The sequence below is a fragment of the Stenotrophomonas sp. MYb238 genome, from assembly GCF_009496535.1.
Classification (GTDB): Bacteria; Pseudomonadota; Gammaproteobacteria; order Xanthomonadales; family Xanthomonadaceae; genus Stenotrophomonas.
This window is the reverse complement of record NZ_WIDL01000007.1, coordinates 109,801-126,034: the sequence shown is the minus strand read 5'-3', so window position 1 is coordinate 126,034 and position 16,234 is coordinate 109,801. Positions and strand designations below refer to the sequence as shown.

General features: G+C 70.1%; 16 protein-coding genes, 1 tRNA gene and 1 pseudogene. 17 read left to right on the top strand and 1 reads right to left on the bottom strand.

Annotated elements, in window-relative coordinates; genetic code table 11:
• The 17 genes from ruvC to CQ393_RS06795 form a co-directional block, all read left to right on the top strand.
• Positions 1 to 455 (top strand): crossover junction endodeoxyribonuclease RuvC (gene ruvC, locus CQ393_RS06875; RefSeq protein WP_153190850.1); only part of this gene is annotated, 455 nt, incomplete at its 5' end.
• A gap of 111 nt (positions 456 to 566) precedes the next feature.
• The gene (locus tag CQ393_RS06870) at positions 567 to 869 is read left to right on the top strand and encodes a hypothetical protein (RefSeq protein WP_153190815.1); all 303 of its coding nucleotides are present in this window, start codon (positions 567 to 569) and stop codon (positions 867 to 869) included.
• A complete protein-coding gene (ruvA, locus tag CQ393_RS06865; RefSeq protein ID WP_153190814.1) occupies positions 866 to 1,453 on the top strand; it encodes a Holliday junction branch migration protein RuvA in 588 nt (195 codons plus the stop codon). Before CQ393_RS06870 ends, ruvA begins: the two co-directional genes overlap by 4 nt.
• 33 nt (positions 1,454 to 1,486) lie before the next feature.
• Positions 1,487 to 3,403 (top strand): potassium transporter Kup, encoded by a 1,917-nt coding sequence (locus CQ393_RS06860; protein WP_153190813.1) that lies wholly within the window; start codon positions 1,487 to 1,489, stop codon positions 3,401 to 3,403.
• A gap of 94 nt (positions 3,404 to 3,497) precedes the next feature.
• The gene (gene ruvB, locus CQ393_RS06855) at positions 3,498 to 4,538 is read left to right on the top strand and encodes a Holliday junction branch migration DNA helicase RuvB (protein WP_153190812.1); all 1,041 of its coding nucleotides are present in this window, start codon (positions 3,498 to 3,500) and stop codon (positions 4,536 to 4,538) included.
• Positions 4,528 to 4,959 carry a tol-pal system-associated acyl-CoA thioesterase gene (ybgC, locus tag CQ393_RS06850; RefSeq protein WP_153190811.1) on the top strand — a complete coding sequence of 144 codons (432 nt, stop codon included), beginning with the start codon at positions 4,528 to 4,530 and terminating at the stop codon, positions 4,957 to 4,959. The genes ruvB and ybgC overlap by 11 nt, the downstream gene beginning before the upstream one ends.
• A 10-nt stretch (positions 4,960 to 4,969) precedes the next feature.
• The gene (tolQ, locus tag CQ393_RS06845) at positions 4,970 to 5,746 is read left to right on the top strand and encodes a protein TolQ (protein ID WP_153190810.1); all 777 of its coding nucleotides are present in this window, start codon (positions 4,970 to 4,972) and stop codon (positions 5,744 to 5,746) included.
• A 61-nt stretch (positions 5,747 to 5,807) separates the two neighbouring features.
• On the top strand, positions 5,808 to 6,236 hold the full coding sequence (gene tolR / locus CQ393_RS06840) for a protein TolR (RefSeq protein WP_153190809.1): 429 nt from the start codon (positions 5,808 to 5,810) through the stop codon (positions 6,234 to 6,236).
• On the top strand, positions 6,226 to 7,302 hold the full coding sequence (tolA, locus tag CQ393_RS06835; RefSeq protein WP_153190808.1) for a cell envelope integrity protein TolA: 1,077 nt from the start codon (positions 6,226 to 6,228) through the stop codon (positions 7,300 to 7,302). The genes tolR and tolA overlap by 11 nt, the downstream gene beginning before the upstream one ends.
• Before the next feature lie 177 nt (positions 7,303 to 7,479).
• Positions 7,480 to 8,799 (top strand): Tol-Pal system beta propeller repeat protein TolB, encoded by a 1,320-nt coding sequence (gene tolB / locus CQ393_RS06830; RefSeq protein WP_153190807.1) that lies wholly within the window; start codon positions 7,480 to 7,482, stop codon positions 8,797 to 8,799.
• 63 nt (positions 8,800 to 8,862) lie between these two features.
• Positions 8,863 to 9,381 carry a peptidoglycan-associated lipoprotein Pal gene (gene pal, locus CQ393_RS06825; protein ID WP_153190806.1) on the top strand — a complete coding sequence of 173 codons (519 nt, stop codon included), beginning with the start codon at positions 8,863 to 8,865 and terminating at the stop codon, positions 9,379 to 9,381.
• 3 nt (positions 9,382 to 9,384) lie between these two features.
• Positions 9,385 to 10,182: a tol-pal system protein YbgF gene (gene ybgF / locus CQ393_RS06820; protein WP_153190805.1), complete on the top strand. Its 798-nt coding sequence runs from the start codon at positions 9,385 to 9,387 to the stop codon at positions 10,180 to 10,182.
• Positions 10,183 to 10,275: 93 nt separating this feature from the next.
• Entirely contained in the window at positions 10,276 to 10,977 is a 702-nt protein-coding gene (queE, locus tag CQ393_RS06815) for a 7-carboxy-7-deazaguanine synthase QueE (RefSeq protein WP_153190804.1), read from the top strand.
• A 192-nt stretch (positions 10,978 to 11,169) separates the two neighbouring features.
• Complete coding sequence (gene queC / locus CQ393_RS06810) at positions 11,170 to 11,835, top strand: 7-cyano-7-deazaguanine synthase QueC (protein WP_153190803.1); 666 nt, start codon at positions 11,170 to 11,172, stop codon at positions 11,833 to 11,835.
• A gap of 215 nt (positions 11,836 to 12,050) precedes the next feature.
• A tRNA-Lys gene (locus CQ393_RS06805) sits at positions 12,051 to 12,126 on the top strand.
• A 140-nt stretch (positions 12,127 to 12,266) separates the two neighbouring features.
• Complete coding sequence (locus CQ393_RS06800) at positions 12,267 to 12,818, top strand: ECF-type sigma factor (RefSeq protein ID WP_194269602.1); 552 nt, start codon at positions 12,267 to 12,269, stop codon at positions 12,816 to 12,818.
• Positions 12,818 to 15,577 (top strand): tetratricopeptide repeat protein, encoded by a 2,760-nt coding sequence (locus CQ393_RS06795; RefSeq protein ID WP_153190801.1) that lies wholly within the window; start codon positions 12,818 to 12,820, stop codon positions 15,575 to 15,577. The genes CQ393_RS06800 and CQ393_RS06795 overlap by 1 nt, the downstream gene beginning before the upstream one ends.
• Here CQ393_RS06795 and CQ393_RS06790 read toward each other — a convergent pair.
• A pseudogene (locus CQ393_RS06790) lies at positions 15,574 to 16,219 on the bottom strand (leucine zipper domain-containing protein). The gene CQ393_RS06795 and the pseudogene CQ393_RS06790 overlap by 4 nt on opposite strands.
• Positions 16,220 to 16,234: the final 15 nt, after the last annotated feature.

The following is a 16,234-nucleotide window of genomic DNA, read 5'->3' as shown; positions in this document are numbered from 1 at the left end:
CCGGCGGGCGCGCCCGCCATGTCCACCACCAGCCGCTGGTGCTGCTGGGCGCGGCGGACTTCGCCCAGCGCCTGAAACGGCTGGTGCACGGCGTGCACGCGCTGATCGACGAGTACCAGCCGCAGGAAGTGGCCATCGAGAAGGTGTTCATGGCCAAGAACCCCGACTCGGCGCTCAAGCTCGGCCAGGCGCGCGGCGCGGCGCTGTGCGCGGTGGTGCTGCGCGACCTGCCGGTCAGCGAGTACGCCGCCACCGAGATCAAGCTGGCGGTGGTGGGCCGCGGCGGCGCCGAGAAACAGCAGGTGCAGCACATGGTCGGGCTGATGCTCGGCCTGCAGGGCAAACTGCAGGCCGACGCCGCCGACGCGCTGGCCGTGGCGATCACCCATGCGCACGTGCGCGCCACCGCCAACCGGCTGGGCGTAGCGGCGCGCGTGGCCTGGAGCCGCAAGTGAGCGGGCTGCGCCGGCGCATGTTGGACGCCGAAGCCGGCTTGCCTGTCCGCGACCGGCGGATGCAGCGGCTGGCGGGCCTGTGCGCCCTGAGCAGCCCTGCTGCTGTGCATCGTGGTGCTGGCCGCCTGCGCCATTACCGGCCTGCCGCAGGGGCTGGCGCATGTTCTGGCCGTCACCGCGGGCGCGGGCTGGTGCCTGTCGGCGTGCTTCGTGCTGTACGCGTACCTGCGCAGCGGCGCGATCGTTTCCTCGCTGGGGCTGCGCTTCGCGCACCCGCAGGCGTACGCGCGCGACCGGCAGCCCGTGGATTACTGGCTGTTCCTGCTGTTCTTCGCCATGCTGCTGGCCTGCCTGACCGGCGCGCTGTACCTGGCGGCGGTCTTCGTCATTCCATCTTTCCAGGGAAATCCATGATCGGTCGTCTGCGCGGCATCCTCGCCCACAAGGCTCCCCCGTGGCTGGTGATCGACGTGGGCGGCGTCGGTTACGAACTGGAGGCGCCGATGAGCACCTTCTACGACCTGCCCGACATCGGCCGCGAAGTGGTGCTGTTCACCCACTACGCGCAGAAAGAGGACAGCGTGTCGCTGTACGGCTTCCTGCGCGAGGGCGAGCGGCGGCTGTTCCGCGACGTGCAGAAGGTCACCGGCATCGGCGCGAAGATCGCGCTGGCGGTGCTGTCCGGCGCCAGCGTGGACGAGTTCGGCCGGCTGATCCAGGCCGGCGACATCACCGCGCTGACCCGCATTCCCGGCATCGGCAAGAAGACCGCCGAGCGCATGATCGTGGAACTGCGCGACAAGGCGGCCGATTTCGCCGGCGGCGGCTCGCCGGTAACCGGGCCGCTGGCCACCGATCCGGTGTCCGAGGCGACGGTGGCCCTGCAGCAACTGGGTTACAAACCCGCCGAGGCGGCGAAGATGGCGCGCGAGGCGGCCACCGAGGGCGACGATGTCGCCACGGTGATCCGCAAGGCGCTGCAATCGGCGCTGCGCTGACGCATTCCCCCTTCACGGGCGATCGAGACCACCATGTCCCACGCTTCCCAGCCTGAAACCTCCGGCCACCACCCTGGCAGTCCCGGCGCCGCCGGCGGCTTGGCGCTGATCGTCGGCGCCATCGGCGTCGTGTTCGGCGACATCGGCACCAGCCCGCTGTACACGCTCAAGGAAGCGTTCTCGCCGCACTACGGCCTGGACAGCGACCACGACACGGTGCTGGGCGTACTGTCGCTGGCGTTCTGGGCGCTGAACATGGTGGTCACGCTCAAGTACGTGACCATCATCATGCGCGCCGACAACGACGGCGAGGGCGGCATCATGGCGCTGATGGCGCTGGCCCAGCGCACCCTGCGCAACGGCTCGCGCTCGGCCTACGTGGTCGGCATCCTCGGCATCTTCGGCGCTTCGCTGTTCTTCGGCGACGGCGTGATCACCCCGGCGATCTCGGTGCTGGGCGCGGTCGAGGGCCTGCAGGTGGCGGCGCCGGCGCTGGGCCATTTCGTGGTGCCCATCACCCTGGTGGTGCTGGCGGCGGTGTTCGCCGCGCAGCGCTTCGGCACGGAGAAGGTGGGCAAGGTGTTCGGCCCGGTGATGATGCTGTGGTTCCTGTCGCTGGCGGCGATCGGCATGTGGAACGTGCTGGCCGCGCCGGAGGTGCTCAAGGCGTTCAACCCGTGGTGGGCGGCGCGCTTTTTCATCGAGCACGGCTGGCACGGCATCTTCATCTTCGGCGCGGTGGTGCTGGCGGTGACCGGCGGCGAGGCGCTGTACGCGGACATGGGCCATTTCGGCGCGCCGCCGATCCGCCATGCCTGGTATTTCTTCGTGCTGCCGTGCCTGGTGCTGAACTACCTGGGGCAGGGCGCGCTGGTGCTGCAGCGCCCGGACGCGGTGGCCAACCCGTTCTTCGAGGCGGTGCCGGGCTGGGCGCTGTACCCGATGATCGTGCTGGCGACGATGGCGGCGGTGATCGCCAGCCAGTCGGTGATCACCGGCGCGTTCTCGGTCTCGCGCCAGGCCATGCAACTGGGCTACATCCCGCGCATGCGCATCCTGCACACCTCGCACGACACCATCGGCCAGATCTACATCCCCGGTATCAACTGGGGGCTGGCATTGATGGTGTTCGGGCTGGTGCTGGCGTTCCGCAGCTCCAGCAACCTGGCCGTGGCCTACGGCATCTCGGTGTCGGCGACGATGCTGATCGACACCCTGCTGCTGGCGCTGGTGGCGCGCGTGCTGTGGCCGCGCGCGCAGCGCTGGATCCTGGCGCTGTGCGTGGTGTTCTTCCTGATCGACCTGGGCTTCGTCGTCGCCAACGGCGCCAAGCTGCTGCAGGGCGCCTGGTTCCCGGTGGTGCTGGGCATCGTGCTGTTCACGATGATGCGCACCTGGCGCCGCGGCCGCGAGCTGCTGCGCGACGAGGTGCGCAAGGACGGCATCCGCATCGACACCTTCCTGCCGGGGCTGATGCTGGCCCCGCCGGTGCGGGTGCCGGGCACCGCGGTGTTCCTGACCGCCGACCCGACGGTGGTGCCGCACGCGCTGATGCACAACCTCAAGCACAACAAGGTGCTGCACGAACGCAACGTGTTCCTGCACGTGGAAACCCTGCCGGTGCCCTACGCGGCGGCGGGGCAGCGGCTGCGGATCGAGCCGGTGGGCGACGAGTTCTACCGCATCTACGTGCGCTTCGGCTTCATGGAGACGCCCGACGTGCCGCTGGCGCTGATGCGCTCCTGCGACCATGGCGGCGTCTACTTCGACCCGATGGACACCACCTTCTTCGCCAGCCGCGAGACCATCGTGGCCAGCGCCAACCGCGGCATGCCGGTCTGGCGCGACAAGCTGTTCGCCTTCATGCACCGCAACGCCGCCCCGGCCACCAACTTCTTCCGCATTCCCGGAAACCGGCTGGTGGAACTGGGCGCGCAGGTGGAGATCTGATGGCGCAGGACAGCGGGCGCGGCATGCGCTGCCAAGGCGTGGCCCGCCACCTTCGGTCCACGCGCCGTTGCCGCTTCTCCGCCATAATCCGCGCATGACCGACAACCGCATCATCGCCGCCGGCGCCACCCGCGAGGACGACGCCGCCGATGCCAGCATCCGCCCGCGCCGCCTGGCCGACTACCTGGGCCAGGCGCCGGTGCGCGAGCAGCTGGACATCTACATCCAGGCGGCGAAGTCGCGCAGCGAGGCGCTGGACCACGTGCTGATCTTCGGCCCGCCGGGGCTGGGCAAGACCACGCTGAGCCACGTGATCGCCAACGAACTGGGTGTCGGCCTGCGCGTGACCTCCGGCCCGGTGATCGAGAAGGCCGGCGACCTGGCCGCGCTGCTGACCAACCTGCAGCCGTTCGATGTGCTGTTCGTGGACGAGATCCACCGCCTGTCGCCGGTGGTCGAGGAAGTGCTGTACCCGGCGATGGAAGACTTCCAGATCGACATCATGATCGGCGAGGGCCCGGCCGCGCGCTCGATCAAGCTCGACCTGCCGCCGTTCACCCTGATCGGCGCCACCACCCGCGCCGGCTTGCTGACCGCGCCGCTGCGCGACCGCTTCGGCATCGTGCAGCGGCTGGAGTTCTACTCGGCCGAGGAACTGACCCGCATCGTGCGCCGCTCGGCGGCCATCCTCGGCATCGACTGCAGCGCCGAGGGCGCCGGCGAGATCGCGCGGCGTTCGCGCGGCACCCCGCGCATCGCCAACCGGCTGCTGCGGCGCGTGCGCGACTACGCCCAGGTCAGGGCCGGCGGCCACATCGACGATGCCGTGGCGCAGGCGGCGATGCAGATGCTCAAGGTCGACCCGGAAGGCTTCGACGAACTGGACCGGCGCCTGCTGCGCACCCTGGTGGAATATTTCGACGGCGGCCCGGTCGGCATCGAGTCGCTGGCCGCGGCGTTGTCCGAGGAACGCGGCACGCTGGAAGACGTGGTCGAGCCCTACCTGATCCAGCAGGGCTTCCTGGTGCGCACCGCGCGCGGGCGCATGGCCACCCACAAGGCCTACCGGCACATGGGCCTGAAACCCAAGGCCGCGCCGGCCGACCTGTTCGTGGAGCAGCCCGATGTCGATTGAGGCCCGGTTCAGTTGGCCGACACGCATTTATTGGGAAGATACCGACGCTGGCGGCGTGGTCTACCACGCCCGCTACGTGGCCTTCATGGAACGCGCGCGCACCGAATGGATGCGGGCGATGGGCTATGGACAGGAAGCCATGCGCAGCGGCGACGGGCAGGTGTTCGTGGTCCGCGCGATGACGCTGGATTTCCTGAAGCCGGCCCGGCTCGACGATGCGCTGCAGACCACGGTGGAACTGCAGCGGTGCCGTCGCGCCAGCCTGGTGATCGGCCAGGCGGTGCTGCGCGACGGCCAGCCGCTGGTGACCGCGCAGGTGCGACTGGCCGCGGTCGGCGCCCGCGACTTCCGCCCGCAGGCCATGGACGACACGCTGTACGCCACGCTCAAACAGTTCGAAACCCAACACGCGCAAGATTGAGGAACATCGGATGATCGCTTTGCTTCTGGCCCTGCAGGCCACCGTGACCGAGGCACTGCCGGCGGATGTCAGCGCCGCCGCGGCGCAGACCGTCGCCCGCGCCAGCCATGGCGGCATCAACTACCTGGACCTGATGCTCAAGGCCAGCATCCCGGTCAAGCTGATCGTGCTGCTGCTGCTGGCCGGCTCGTTCATCAGCTGGGTGATCATTTTCCGCAAGGCGCGCGTGTTCAAGGCCGCCGACCGCGCCGCCGACGATTTCGAGAACCGCTTCTGGTCCGGCGCCGACCTGGCCAAGCTCTACGCCTCGGCCGCCGACCGCAACCGCACCGTGGACGGGCTGGAAGCGATCTTCGAATCCGGCTTCCGCGAATACAGCCGTCTCAACGGCCGCCGCGGGCTGGACAGCCGCACCCAGCTGGAAGGCACCCAGCGCGCCATGCGCACCACCTTCGCCCGCGAGGTCGACGGGCTGGAGCGCAACCTGGAACTGCTGGCCAACATCGGCTCCAACGCCCCGTACGTGGGCCTGGTCGGCACGGTGTTCGGCATCATGGTGACCATGCACGACATGATCAGCAGCGGCGAGCAGGCGGGCATCGCCTCGGTCGCGCCGGGCATCTCCGAGGCGCTGTTCGCCACCGCCATCGGCCTGTTCGTGGCGATCCCGGCGACGTGGGCCTACAACCGCTTCACCACCCGCGTGGAACGGCTGTCGGTGCGCTACGAGACCTTCGCCGAAGAGTTCAGTTCGATCCTGCAGCGCCAGTCCGGCGCCGACGAGTGATGCGGGTCCACCGCGACCGCCCGCGCATTCCCGCGCGGGGATCCAACAGGAACAGCTCCCCATGATTTCCGGCATTTCCCGGCGCAAGCGCCGCAAGCTCAAGTCCGAGATCAACGTCGTGCCGTACATCGACGTGATGCTGGTGCTGCTGATCATCTTCATGGTGACCGCGCCGCTGCTGACGCTCAGCTTCGAGGTCGACCTGCCCACTTCCAACGCCAAGGCGCTGGAGAGCCGGCAGGACCCGGTCGTCGTCTCGGTGATGGCCGACGGGCAGCTGAGCCTGAAGCTGCCCGACGCCAAGAGCCCCGAGCGCATGGACGCGGCCACGCTGCAGGCGCAGCTGGGCGCGATGGCCGCGCAGGACAAGGACCTGCGCGTGATCGTCGCCGCCGACCGCGCCGTGGCCTATGAAAAGGTCGTGGCCGCGATGGACGTGATCAAGGCGGCCAGGATCGAGAAGGTGGGTCTGGCGACCGATGCACGCTGACGCCCTGCCGCCGCCGCGCGACCCCGGCAACGAATGGGGCATGCCCGTCGTATTGGCGCTGCTGGTGCACGTGCTGGTCGCGCTGCTGTTCATCGTCGCCTGGCTGTGGTCGCCCTCGCGCAGCACCGAGGCCGCCGCCGGCGACCCGGCGGTGGAGGCCAGCCTGCAGCTGTCGGCGGCCGAAGCCGCGGCCGCGCGCAGCGCGCTGCGCGCCTCGGAGAAGCTGCCGCCGTTGCCCGAGCCGGTGCAGGACGTGCAGCCCGAACCGGTACCGGAGGACACCATCCCGCCGCCGCAGCCGATTCCCGAGCCGCGGCCGCAGGACGGGCCCACGCTGCAGCAGCACAACGCGCAGGAGCGCATCGCCCAGCCGGACACGATCGACCAGGAGCGGGTCAGCGCGCTGGCCATCGCCGAAGAGAAGGCCAAACAGGAGCAGGAGGCCAAGCGCCGCCAGGAACAGATCGACCTGACCGAGCGCAAGCGCGTGGAAGAGGCCGAGCAGAAGCTGCGCCTGGCCAAACAGCAGGAAGAGGCCGACCGGCAGAAGAAGCTGGCCGAGGAACAGCGCAAGGCCAGTGAGGCCAAGGCCGAGCAGGAGCGCCAGCAGAAGATCGCCGAGATCCGCCGCAAGCGTGAGCAGGCCGAGCGCGAGGTCAAGCTCGCCGAGCAGCGCCAGCGCCAGGTGGCCGACGCCCAGGCGCGCGCCCAGGCCGCATCCGCCAGCGCTTCGCCAAGCAGCGGCACGCCGCAGGCCTCGCCGGGGCAGGGCGGCACCAGCAACGACCTCACCGCCAAATACGCCGCGGCCATCCAGCAGGCCGTGCTCAACCAGTGGGTGCGTCCGGATACGATCCCGCGCGGCCAGCGCTGCCGCCTGACCATCCGCCAGCTGCCCGGCGGCGAGGTGGTGGACGTGCAGTTCGCCGCCGGCTGCCCCTACGACGACGCCGGCCGGCGCTCGGTCGAGGCGGCGGTGCTGCGGGCGCAACCCTTGCCGTACCGCGGTTTCGAGTCGGTGTTCCAGCGCACGCTGAACTTCACCTTCGAGGCGCAGGACCGCTGAATCGCGGCGGCTTCACGCCGCCATCGGCACTCTCGGTGACGTCTTCCCGCCTCGGTTCTTGATGCCACTCCGCTGCCGAGGGCTGGATTTCACGTGATTTTCGTTCACGATTGCGAAAATGTTCATCCGCCTGCTGCTATCCCTTGTTCCCCTGTTCATCCGCACGTTGAGCACTCCATGAAGAAACCGCTTCGCTGGCTGGCCGCCCTGACCGCACTGCTGTTGCCCATCGTGGCGATGGCGCAGCAGAAGGGGCTGGAAATCGACATCATCGGCGGCAACGCCTCGGCCCTGCCGATCACCGTGGTGCCCATGCCCTACCAGGGCAGCGCCGGTGCGCCGGCCACGGACGTGGCGGCGGTGGTGCGTTCGGACCTGGACCGTTCCGGCCAGTTCCGCACGCTGCCCGAGGCGCAGATCGTGCAGCGCCCGACCCGCGGCAGCGAGGTGCAGTACCCGACCTGGCGCGCGCTCAAGCAGGACTACCTGGTCGTCGGCCGCGTGCTCGACGCCGGCGCCGGGACCTACCGCGTCGAGTACGAGCTGTTCGACGTGGCCAAGGGCGAGCGCATGCTCGGCCTGGCGATGACCGCCCGCTCCAATGCCATGCGCGACGTCGCCCACCAGATGGCCGACGCCATCTACGAGAAGATCACCGGCGTGCGCGGCGCGTTCTGGACCCGCATCGCCTACATCACCGCCAGCGGCCGCGGCGACGCCATGCGCTACGCGCTGATGGTGGCGGACTCGGACGGCTACAACCCGCAGACCATCGTGCGTTCGGCCGAACCGCTGCTGTCGCCCTCGTGGAGCCCGGACGGCAGCCAGCTGGCCTATGTCAGCTTCGAGCGCGGCAATTCGGCCATCTACATCCAGAACATCTCCACCGGCGCGCGCGATCTCGTCGCCAGCTTCCGCGGCATCAACAGCGCGCCTGCCTTCTCCCCCGACGGCAGGCGTCTGGCGCTGACCCTCTCGCGCAGCGGCAACCCCGAGATCTACGTGATGGACCTGGGCAGCAAGCAGCTGACCCAGCTGACCAGCCATTTCGCCATCGACACCGAGCCGACCTGGAGCGCCGACGGCAAGACCATCTATTTCACCTCCGACCGCGGCGGCCGCCCGCAGATCTACCAGGTGCCGGCCGCCGGCGGCAGCGCCAGCCGCGTGACCTTCCAGGGCAACTACAACGCCAAGGTGTCCGTGTCCTACGACGGCAAGAAGCTGGCCATGGCGCAGGGCAGCGGCAACACCTACAAGATCGCGCTGATGGACAGCAGCCTGGGCTCGCCGCGCTGGAGCACGCTGTCGCCGGGTTCGCTGGACGAATCGCCCAGCTTCGCGCCCAACGCGGGCATGGTGTTGTACGCCGCCCGCGAGGGCGGACGTGGTGTGCTGTATGCGGTATCGGCCGACGCGCGGGTACGCCAGCGTCTGGTCCTGGCGGACGGCGATGTGCGCGAGCCCGCATGGGGCCCATACCGTACCGCGCGTTGATTAAATGTTAATATCCCACCCGCATTAATCCCAATCATTGGCTCAGGAGCCTCAGGTAACCCCATGAACAAGTCCACCCGTGTTCTGCTTGTTTCGCTGCTGTCGGTCGCCGCGCTGGCGGGCTGCTCGAAGAAGGTCAAGGAGCAGCCGGCTGCACCGGTCGACAACGGTTCCGCCACCACCCAGCCGAGTGCCCCGTCGACCTCCGGCCTGTACGGCCCGGGCGACCTGGACACCGACGCCTGCCTGCGCCAGCGCGTGGTCTACTTCGACTTCGACAAGGAAGAAGTGAAGTCCGAGTTCCAGGCGATCATGGCCTGCCATGCCAAGTACCTGCGCGACCGTCCGTCCTCGCGCATCACCCTGCAGGGCCACACCGACGAGCGCGGCAGCCGCGCCTACAACCAGGCCCTGGGCGAGCGTCGCGGCAATGCCGTGAACTCGGCGCTGCAGGCCAACGGTGGTTCGGCTTCGCAGCTGACCGTCGTGTCCTACGGCGAAGAGCGTCCGGTCTGCACCGAGTCGAGCGAGTCCTGCTGGTCGCAGAACCGCCGCGTCGAAATCGTCTACACCGCGCAGTAATCGATGCGTACCGGCATCAAGGCGATGATGCTCGTGGTTGCGGCAGCCCTCGTGGCTGCCGCACCCGCTCATGCGCAGCGGCAGAGCCTGGCCGACCGCGTCGGCGCGCTGGAGCAGCAGGTCCAGAACAGCCAGGCCAACACCGACATGCTCAACCAGCTGCAGCAGCTGCGCGGCGAGATGCAGGCGCTGCAGGGCACGATCGAGCAGCTCCAGCACGAGAACGAACAGCTCAAGCAGCGCAACCGGGACCAGTACCTGGACCTGGACGGGCGCCTGAACCGCCTCGAGGGCGGCGCGGAACCGGCGGGCACGCCCGCGTTGCCGGCGCTTCCGGCGGCCAAGCCCGCGGCGGCGGCCGAGAAACCGCCGACCGTGCGCGGCGATGCCGGCGCGGTCGCGGCGGCCGGCGATGAGCGCGCCACCTACAACGTCGCGTTCGACGCGCTCAAGGCGGGCAAGTACGACGAATCGGCCCGTCTTTTCCAGGGGTTCCTGGAGCAGTATCCCGATGGCGTCTATACCCCCAACGCGCTGTACTGGCTGGGCGAGAGCTATTACGCCACCCGTAATTTCCAGCTGGCCGAGGCGCAGTTCCGCGACCTGGTTGCCCGCTACCCGACCCACGACAAGGCCGCCGGCGGCCTGTTGAAGCTCGGCCTGTCCCAGTTCGGCCAGGGCGATGCGTCCAGGGCCGAGCAGACGCTCGAGCAGGTCGCCACGCGTTTCCCGGGCAGCGATGCCGCGCGCACTGCGCAGGACCGCCTGCAGTCGATCCGTCTCGGCCAGCAGATCCGCTGAGCGCCGGCGACGCGTTTTCCGCAGAGCCGGGCCATGCCCGGCTGTGTTCGTTAAGGGGGCGGTGAAACCGCCCGCCCACCAGAAGTTCCCGTCATGACCGCCGTTTCCCTTTCCAGCGCCGCCGCCACGCCCAGCGAGATCGTGCAGTCGCCGCTGCCGCGGCTGAAGATCACCGAGATCTTCCTGTCCCTGCAGGGCGAGGCGGACACCGCCGGATGGCCGACGGTATTCGTGCGCCTGACCGGCTGCCCGCTGCGCTGCGGCTACTGCGACACCGAGTACGCCTTCCACGGCGGGCAGTGGCGCGACATCGACGAGATCGTCGCCGAGGTGCGCGGCCACGGCGTGCGCCATGTCTGCGTGACCGGCGGCGAGCCGCTGGCGCAGAAGCGCTGCCTGCTGCTGCTGCGCGCGCTGTGCGACGCGGGGCTGGACGTATCGCTGGAAACCTCCGGCGCGCTGGACATCGGCGGCGTCGATCAGCGCGTGTCGCGTGTCGTCGACCTCAAGACCCCCGGCTCGGGAGAGATGGCGCGCAACCGGCTGGAGAACCTGCCGCTGCTGAGCGCGCGCGACCAGGTCAAGTTCGTGCTGTGCGACCGCGCCGACTACGAGTGGGCCCGGGACATGGTCGCCGACCAGCGCCTGCACGAGCGCTGCATGGTGTTGTTCTCGCCATGCAAGGACCGGCTCGGCGCGCGCGAACTGGCGGACTGGATCGTCGCCGACCGCCTGCCGGTGCGCTTCCAGATGCAGCTGCACAAGATCCTCTGGAACGACGAGCCCGGCAGGTAACGCCGGCCGGTACACGCCGCCGCATGCCCGTGGGCGTGCTCGGAATCCGCCCGCGCGCCCTGTACACTCCGGCCCGGCGCGCCGCCGACCCCCGAGCCGATGGCCGCCCGTCATGCCCCGGATCGCTTCCGTGGGCCTGTCACCGGCGCGGGACAGCGTGCTGGCATTCCTTCCCCAACCGGACTCTCATACATGAAGAAGGCAGTCGTGCTTCTTTCCGGCGGCATGGATTCGGCCGCCGTCGTCGCCATGGCCCAGGAGCAGGGCTACACCGTGCACGCGCTCAGCGTGCGCTACGGCCAGCGTCACACCTCCGAGCTGGATGCCGCCGTGCGGGTGGCGCAGGCGCTGGGCGTGGCCGCGCACAAGGTCGTGGACGTGGACCTGCGCAGCATCGGCGGTTCGGCGCTGACCGCCGACATCGAGGTACCCGACGCCGGCGGCGAAGGCATCCCGGTCACCTACGTGCCGGCGCGCAACACCATCATGCTCTCGCTCGCCCTGGGCTGGGCCGAGGTGCTGGGCGCCAGCGACATCTTCTGCGGCGTCAACGCGGTCGATTACTCCGGCTACCCGGACTGCCGCCCCGAGTTCGTCGCCGCCTTCGAGGCGCTGGCCAACCTGGCGACCAAGGCCGGGGTCGAGGGCGCGGGCATACGCGTCCACGCGCCGCTGCAGTACCTGAGCAAGGCGCAGATCGCCAGCGAAGGCGCGCGGCTGGGCGTGGATTTCGCGTTGACCGTGTCCTGCTACCGCGCCGACGCGCAGGGGCGCGCCTGCGGCCACTGCGATGCGTGCCGCCTGCGCGCGGACGGCTTCGCCGCCGCCGGCCTGGCCGATCCGACCCGCTACGCCTGAGCCGTCGTCCTGCCGTGCGCCGTTCGCATGCGCATCGCGCCTGCTGCGGCACGCGCGGCGGGTGACGGCTTCGGCGCCTCCGCCGCGGCACGCCCACCTCATCCGCGGACGCCTGCCAGGCATTGCCGGCGGCGGCCGACGGGCCGCGGCCGAATTCTGTTTTCGGGCGTGTTGCGCTAGAATGCGCACCCCGGCGCCATGCCGGGTCTTTGTTTGGGCCGTTAGCTCAGTCGGTAGAGCAGAAGACTTTTAATCTTTTGGTCGAAGGTTCGAATCCTTCACGGCCCACCATGAACGCGCAGAGGCTCCGCATCGTCCGGAGCCTTTTCGTTTGCGGGCCTCGTGCGGATTCCGTGACCTGCTGCAGGTTGGCAGGGGGCCGGGCCGGTCCTACCATGGGGCCGCCCAGTTTTCGGCAGTACGGGGGACGTTTGAGCACCCAGATCACGCAACTCCTGCGCCGTTGGCAGGGTGGCGACGCGCAGGCGCGGGAACAGCTGTTCGAAGCGTTGTATTCGGACCTGATGCTGGTCGCCCGCAACCGCCTGTTCAACAACAGCGGCGGCACGCTGCAGCCGGCCGCGCTGGTCAACGAATCGCTGCTGCGGCTGCTGGGAGCGGAAGCGGACTACAAGGACCGCGCCCATTTCATCGCGGTGGCGGCGCTGAAGATGCGTTCGGTGCTGGTCGACCACCTGCGTGCGCGCGCGGCGGACAAGCGCGGCGGCAACCTGGTGCAGCTGACGCTGTCCCACGCCAGCGACATTCCCGACGACGACGGCAGCGCCTACGACGTGATGGCGCTGCACCAGGCGTTGAACCAGCTGGCCGAACTGGAGCCCAGGGCGGCGAGCATGGTCGAACTGACCTATTTCGGGGGCATGAGCCGCGACGAGATCGCCACGGTGATGGGCGTTTCCGCGCCCACCGTGGACCGCGACCTGCGCTTCGCCCGGGCCTGGCTCAACCGACAGCTGGCCTGATGGCGGACGCGCAGGAGGCAGCGGACGCGGCGCGCTGGCGCCAGATCCGCGAACTGTTCGACGCCGTCTGCGACCTGCCGCGCGCGCAGTGGCGGCAGGAAGTGCAGGCGCGCTGCAAAGATCCCGCGCTGGTCGAGGAGGTACTGCAGCTGCTGCAGTCGCAGACCCGCGGCCTGAGCCGGGTCAGCACCCGCCTGGACACCGCGCTGGCGCGCGCGCTCACCCCGGAACTGGCGGTGGGCGGGCGGCTGGGGCCGTGGCGGCTGACCGCGCGCATCGCCAGTGGCGGCATGGGCACCGTGTTCAAGGCCGAGCGCGACGACGGCGTCTACCGGCGCACGGTGGCGATCAAGCTGCTGCATGGCCTGCCGGGGCCCGGCGAGGTCGAGCGGCTGCAGGCCGAGCGGCAGGTGCTGGCCGGCCTGAACCTGCCCGACGTGGCCCGGCTCTACGACGGCGGCACGACGCCGGACGGCTATCCGTACCTGGTGATGGAATACGTCGAGGGCCTGCCGCTGGACCGCCATTGCGCCAGCCATGCGCCCGGCCTGGAGCAGCGGCTGCGCCTGTTCCTAGACATCTGCGCGATCGTGCGTTCGGCGCACGAGCGCCTGGTGCTGCACTGCGACCTCAAGCCGGGCAATGTGCTGGTGCGGCCCGATGGCCGTCCGGTGCTGCTGGACTTCGGCCTTGCGCGCCTGCTCAACGACGCGCGCGACCGCCAGGAGGCCGGCTACTGCACGCCGGCCTACGCCAGCCCGGAGCTGATGCACGGCGAGCCGGTGGGCGTGGCCAGCGATGTCTACAGCCTGGGCGTGCTGCTGGTGGAACTGCTGTCCACGCGCCCGTGCGCGCGCGGCGTGCAGGACAGCGAGGCGGCGGTGATCCTGCCCTCGGCCAACGCGCCGGCCGGGCTGCGCTGGCGCAGGGCGTTGGCGGGCGACCTGGACGCCATTGCCGCCAAGGCCTGCGCGCTGGAGGTCGGCGGCCGCTACCGCTCGGTGGAAACGCTGATGGCTGATGTCGCCCGCTACCTGGAGCGGCAGCCGGTGACGGCGCGCCAGGCTGGGCGCATGTACCGGCTGGCGCGCGGCATGCAGCGCAACTGGCGCGGGCTCGCGGCCGGCACGACCGCTTTCGCGCTGGCCGTGCTGTTCGTGACCGGGCTGATGCAGGCGCGGCGGCAGGCCGAGGAGGAAGCGGCCGTCGCCCGCCAGGTCGGCGACTTCATGGTGGGCGTGTTCGAGACCGCCGATCCGTTCCTGCGCACCGAGCGCGGGCAGGAGGAACGTTCGTCGCGGCAGCTGCTGGACCAGGCCGCGCTGCGCGTGGCGCGCGACCTCGCCGACGCCCCGGCGCAGCTGGCCAGGATGCGCGCGGTGCTGGGCACGGCCTACCGCAACTCCGGCGTCCCGCGGCAGGCCGAGGCGCTGCTGCAGCAGGCCTACGACGGGTTCATGGAGCCGCGGGTCAACCGCCCGGTGGACGCGGCGGCGGTGCTGGCGGAACTGTCCGTGCAGAAGACCCAGGGCGGCAACGGCATGCTGGGCCAGGCGCTGGCCGAGCGCGGGATGGCGCTGCTGCCGGCCCGCGGCGCCACCGCGATCCGGGCGCGGCTGCACGGCGCGCGCGGGTTGGCGCTGGTCAACCAGCAGCATTTCGACCACGCCGAAACCGCGTTCGATGCCGCCATGGCGCTGTATGCCAGGCTGCCGACCGACAGCGTCGCCACCGAAACCCTGACCCTGTCCTACAACAAGGGACTGATGTACCTGCGCTGGGGACGGCTGGCATCGGCCGAGCGCGAGTTCCGCCACGTGCTCGGCGGCGCGCAGGGGCGCGGCACCAGCATGGCGCTGGCCACGGAAATGCGCCTGGCGCAGATCCTGCGCGAGCAGGGGCGGTTCGCGCAGGCCCTGCCGCTGCTGCAGGCGGGCCTGCGCCATGCCGAGGAACTGTATGGGCCGGAGAGCAGTTTCGTGCTGATGCAGCACGACGGGCTTGCCGACCTGTACCGCGACTCGGGCGACTACGCCGCGGCCGAACGCCAGTACCGGCAGCGCCAGCGCCTGAGCGGGATCATCGACGGCACCGATTCGGTGGAGTACTCGATGGGGTTGTACAACTACGGCGACCTGCAGGAGCTGCGCGGCGACGTCGCGCAGGCCGAGCAGCTCTACCGGCAGGCATGGACGATCCGCCGCGAGCGGCTTGGCGGGCAGTCGCCCACCAGCCTGCGCGCCGAATCGGGGCTGGGTGCGCTGCTGATGCGCCAGGGGCACATGGACGAAGCGGGGTGGCTGCTGCTGCATGCCGACGAAGGCCTGGACGCGGCGTTGCCGCCGGACGCGCCGGGGCGCATCGAGGCGCGGCTCAACCGCATCGACTGGCACATCCTGCAGGGCGACGCCACGCAGGCGCAGGCGCTGCTGGAGAAACTCGGCGGCCGCGTTCCGACCCCGCTGCAGCTGCGCCTGCTGCGCACCCGCGCGGACCTGGCCGAACGCCGCGGCGAAGGCGCCGCCGCGCTGGCGCTGCGCAGGACCGCGCTGGAGCATGCGCGCTCGCTGCATGGCGACGGCAAGGTCGAAACGGCGACCTGCCGCATCGAACTGGCCGAAACCCTGCTCTGGCTGGGACACCGGCAACCGGCGCTGGAAGCGCTGCGGCAGGCGGCGCCAACGCTCGCGCGCCTGCAGGTCGAGGGCGCGCCCTGGCGGCGCCGGCTCGACGGCTTGCTGCTGCTGGCCCGTGGCTAGCTGCGTAAACCCGGCAGGTTGTTCAGTGGTATGCGGGAGATGGGAGGCTTGTAGCCGAGGCTGGCGTGAGGTCGGTGCCAGTTGTAGTGGTGCAGCCAGTCATGGAGGGCACAGGCCCGCTGCCCGGAGTTGTCGTAGGCGCGGGCATGGGCCCATTCGCGCAGGCTGGTCTGCACCAGGCGTTCGGCCTTGCCGTTGGTGCGCGGGGTGTAGGGGCGCGTGCGCAGGTGGCGCAGGCCGAGGCGACGGACCAGACGCTGGAAGCGACGCGGCCGGCAGTGCCGGCTCCAACTCGGCCAGGCGATGCAGCCCGGCGCGGCGCAGCAGCCGGGCGATGGTGCTTGGCGCCACGGCCAGCCGTTGGGCGATCTGGCGATAGGTCTGGCGCAAGCGACGCTGCTCCATCACCTGCGCCACGATGGCCGACGGTGTGGCATGGGGACAGGCATGCGGCCGGGAACTGCGGTCAACCAAGCCAGCAGGGCCTTCCTCCCGGTATCGCTTCAGTCACTTGTAGGCCGTGCGTACGCTCACGCCAGCTGCGTGGGCGGCCTCCTCGATGCGCAGGCCCTGCACGAGGAAGCGGTCCACAAGCAGGACTCGATCGCGCGGGCTCAAACGGGCATGTTCATGCAGGTTCATCCGGGGCTCCTGGGG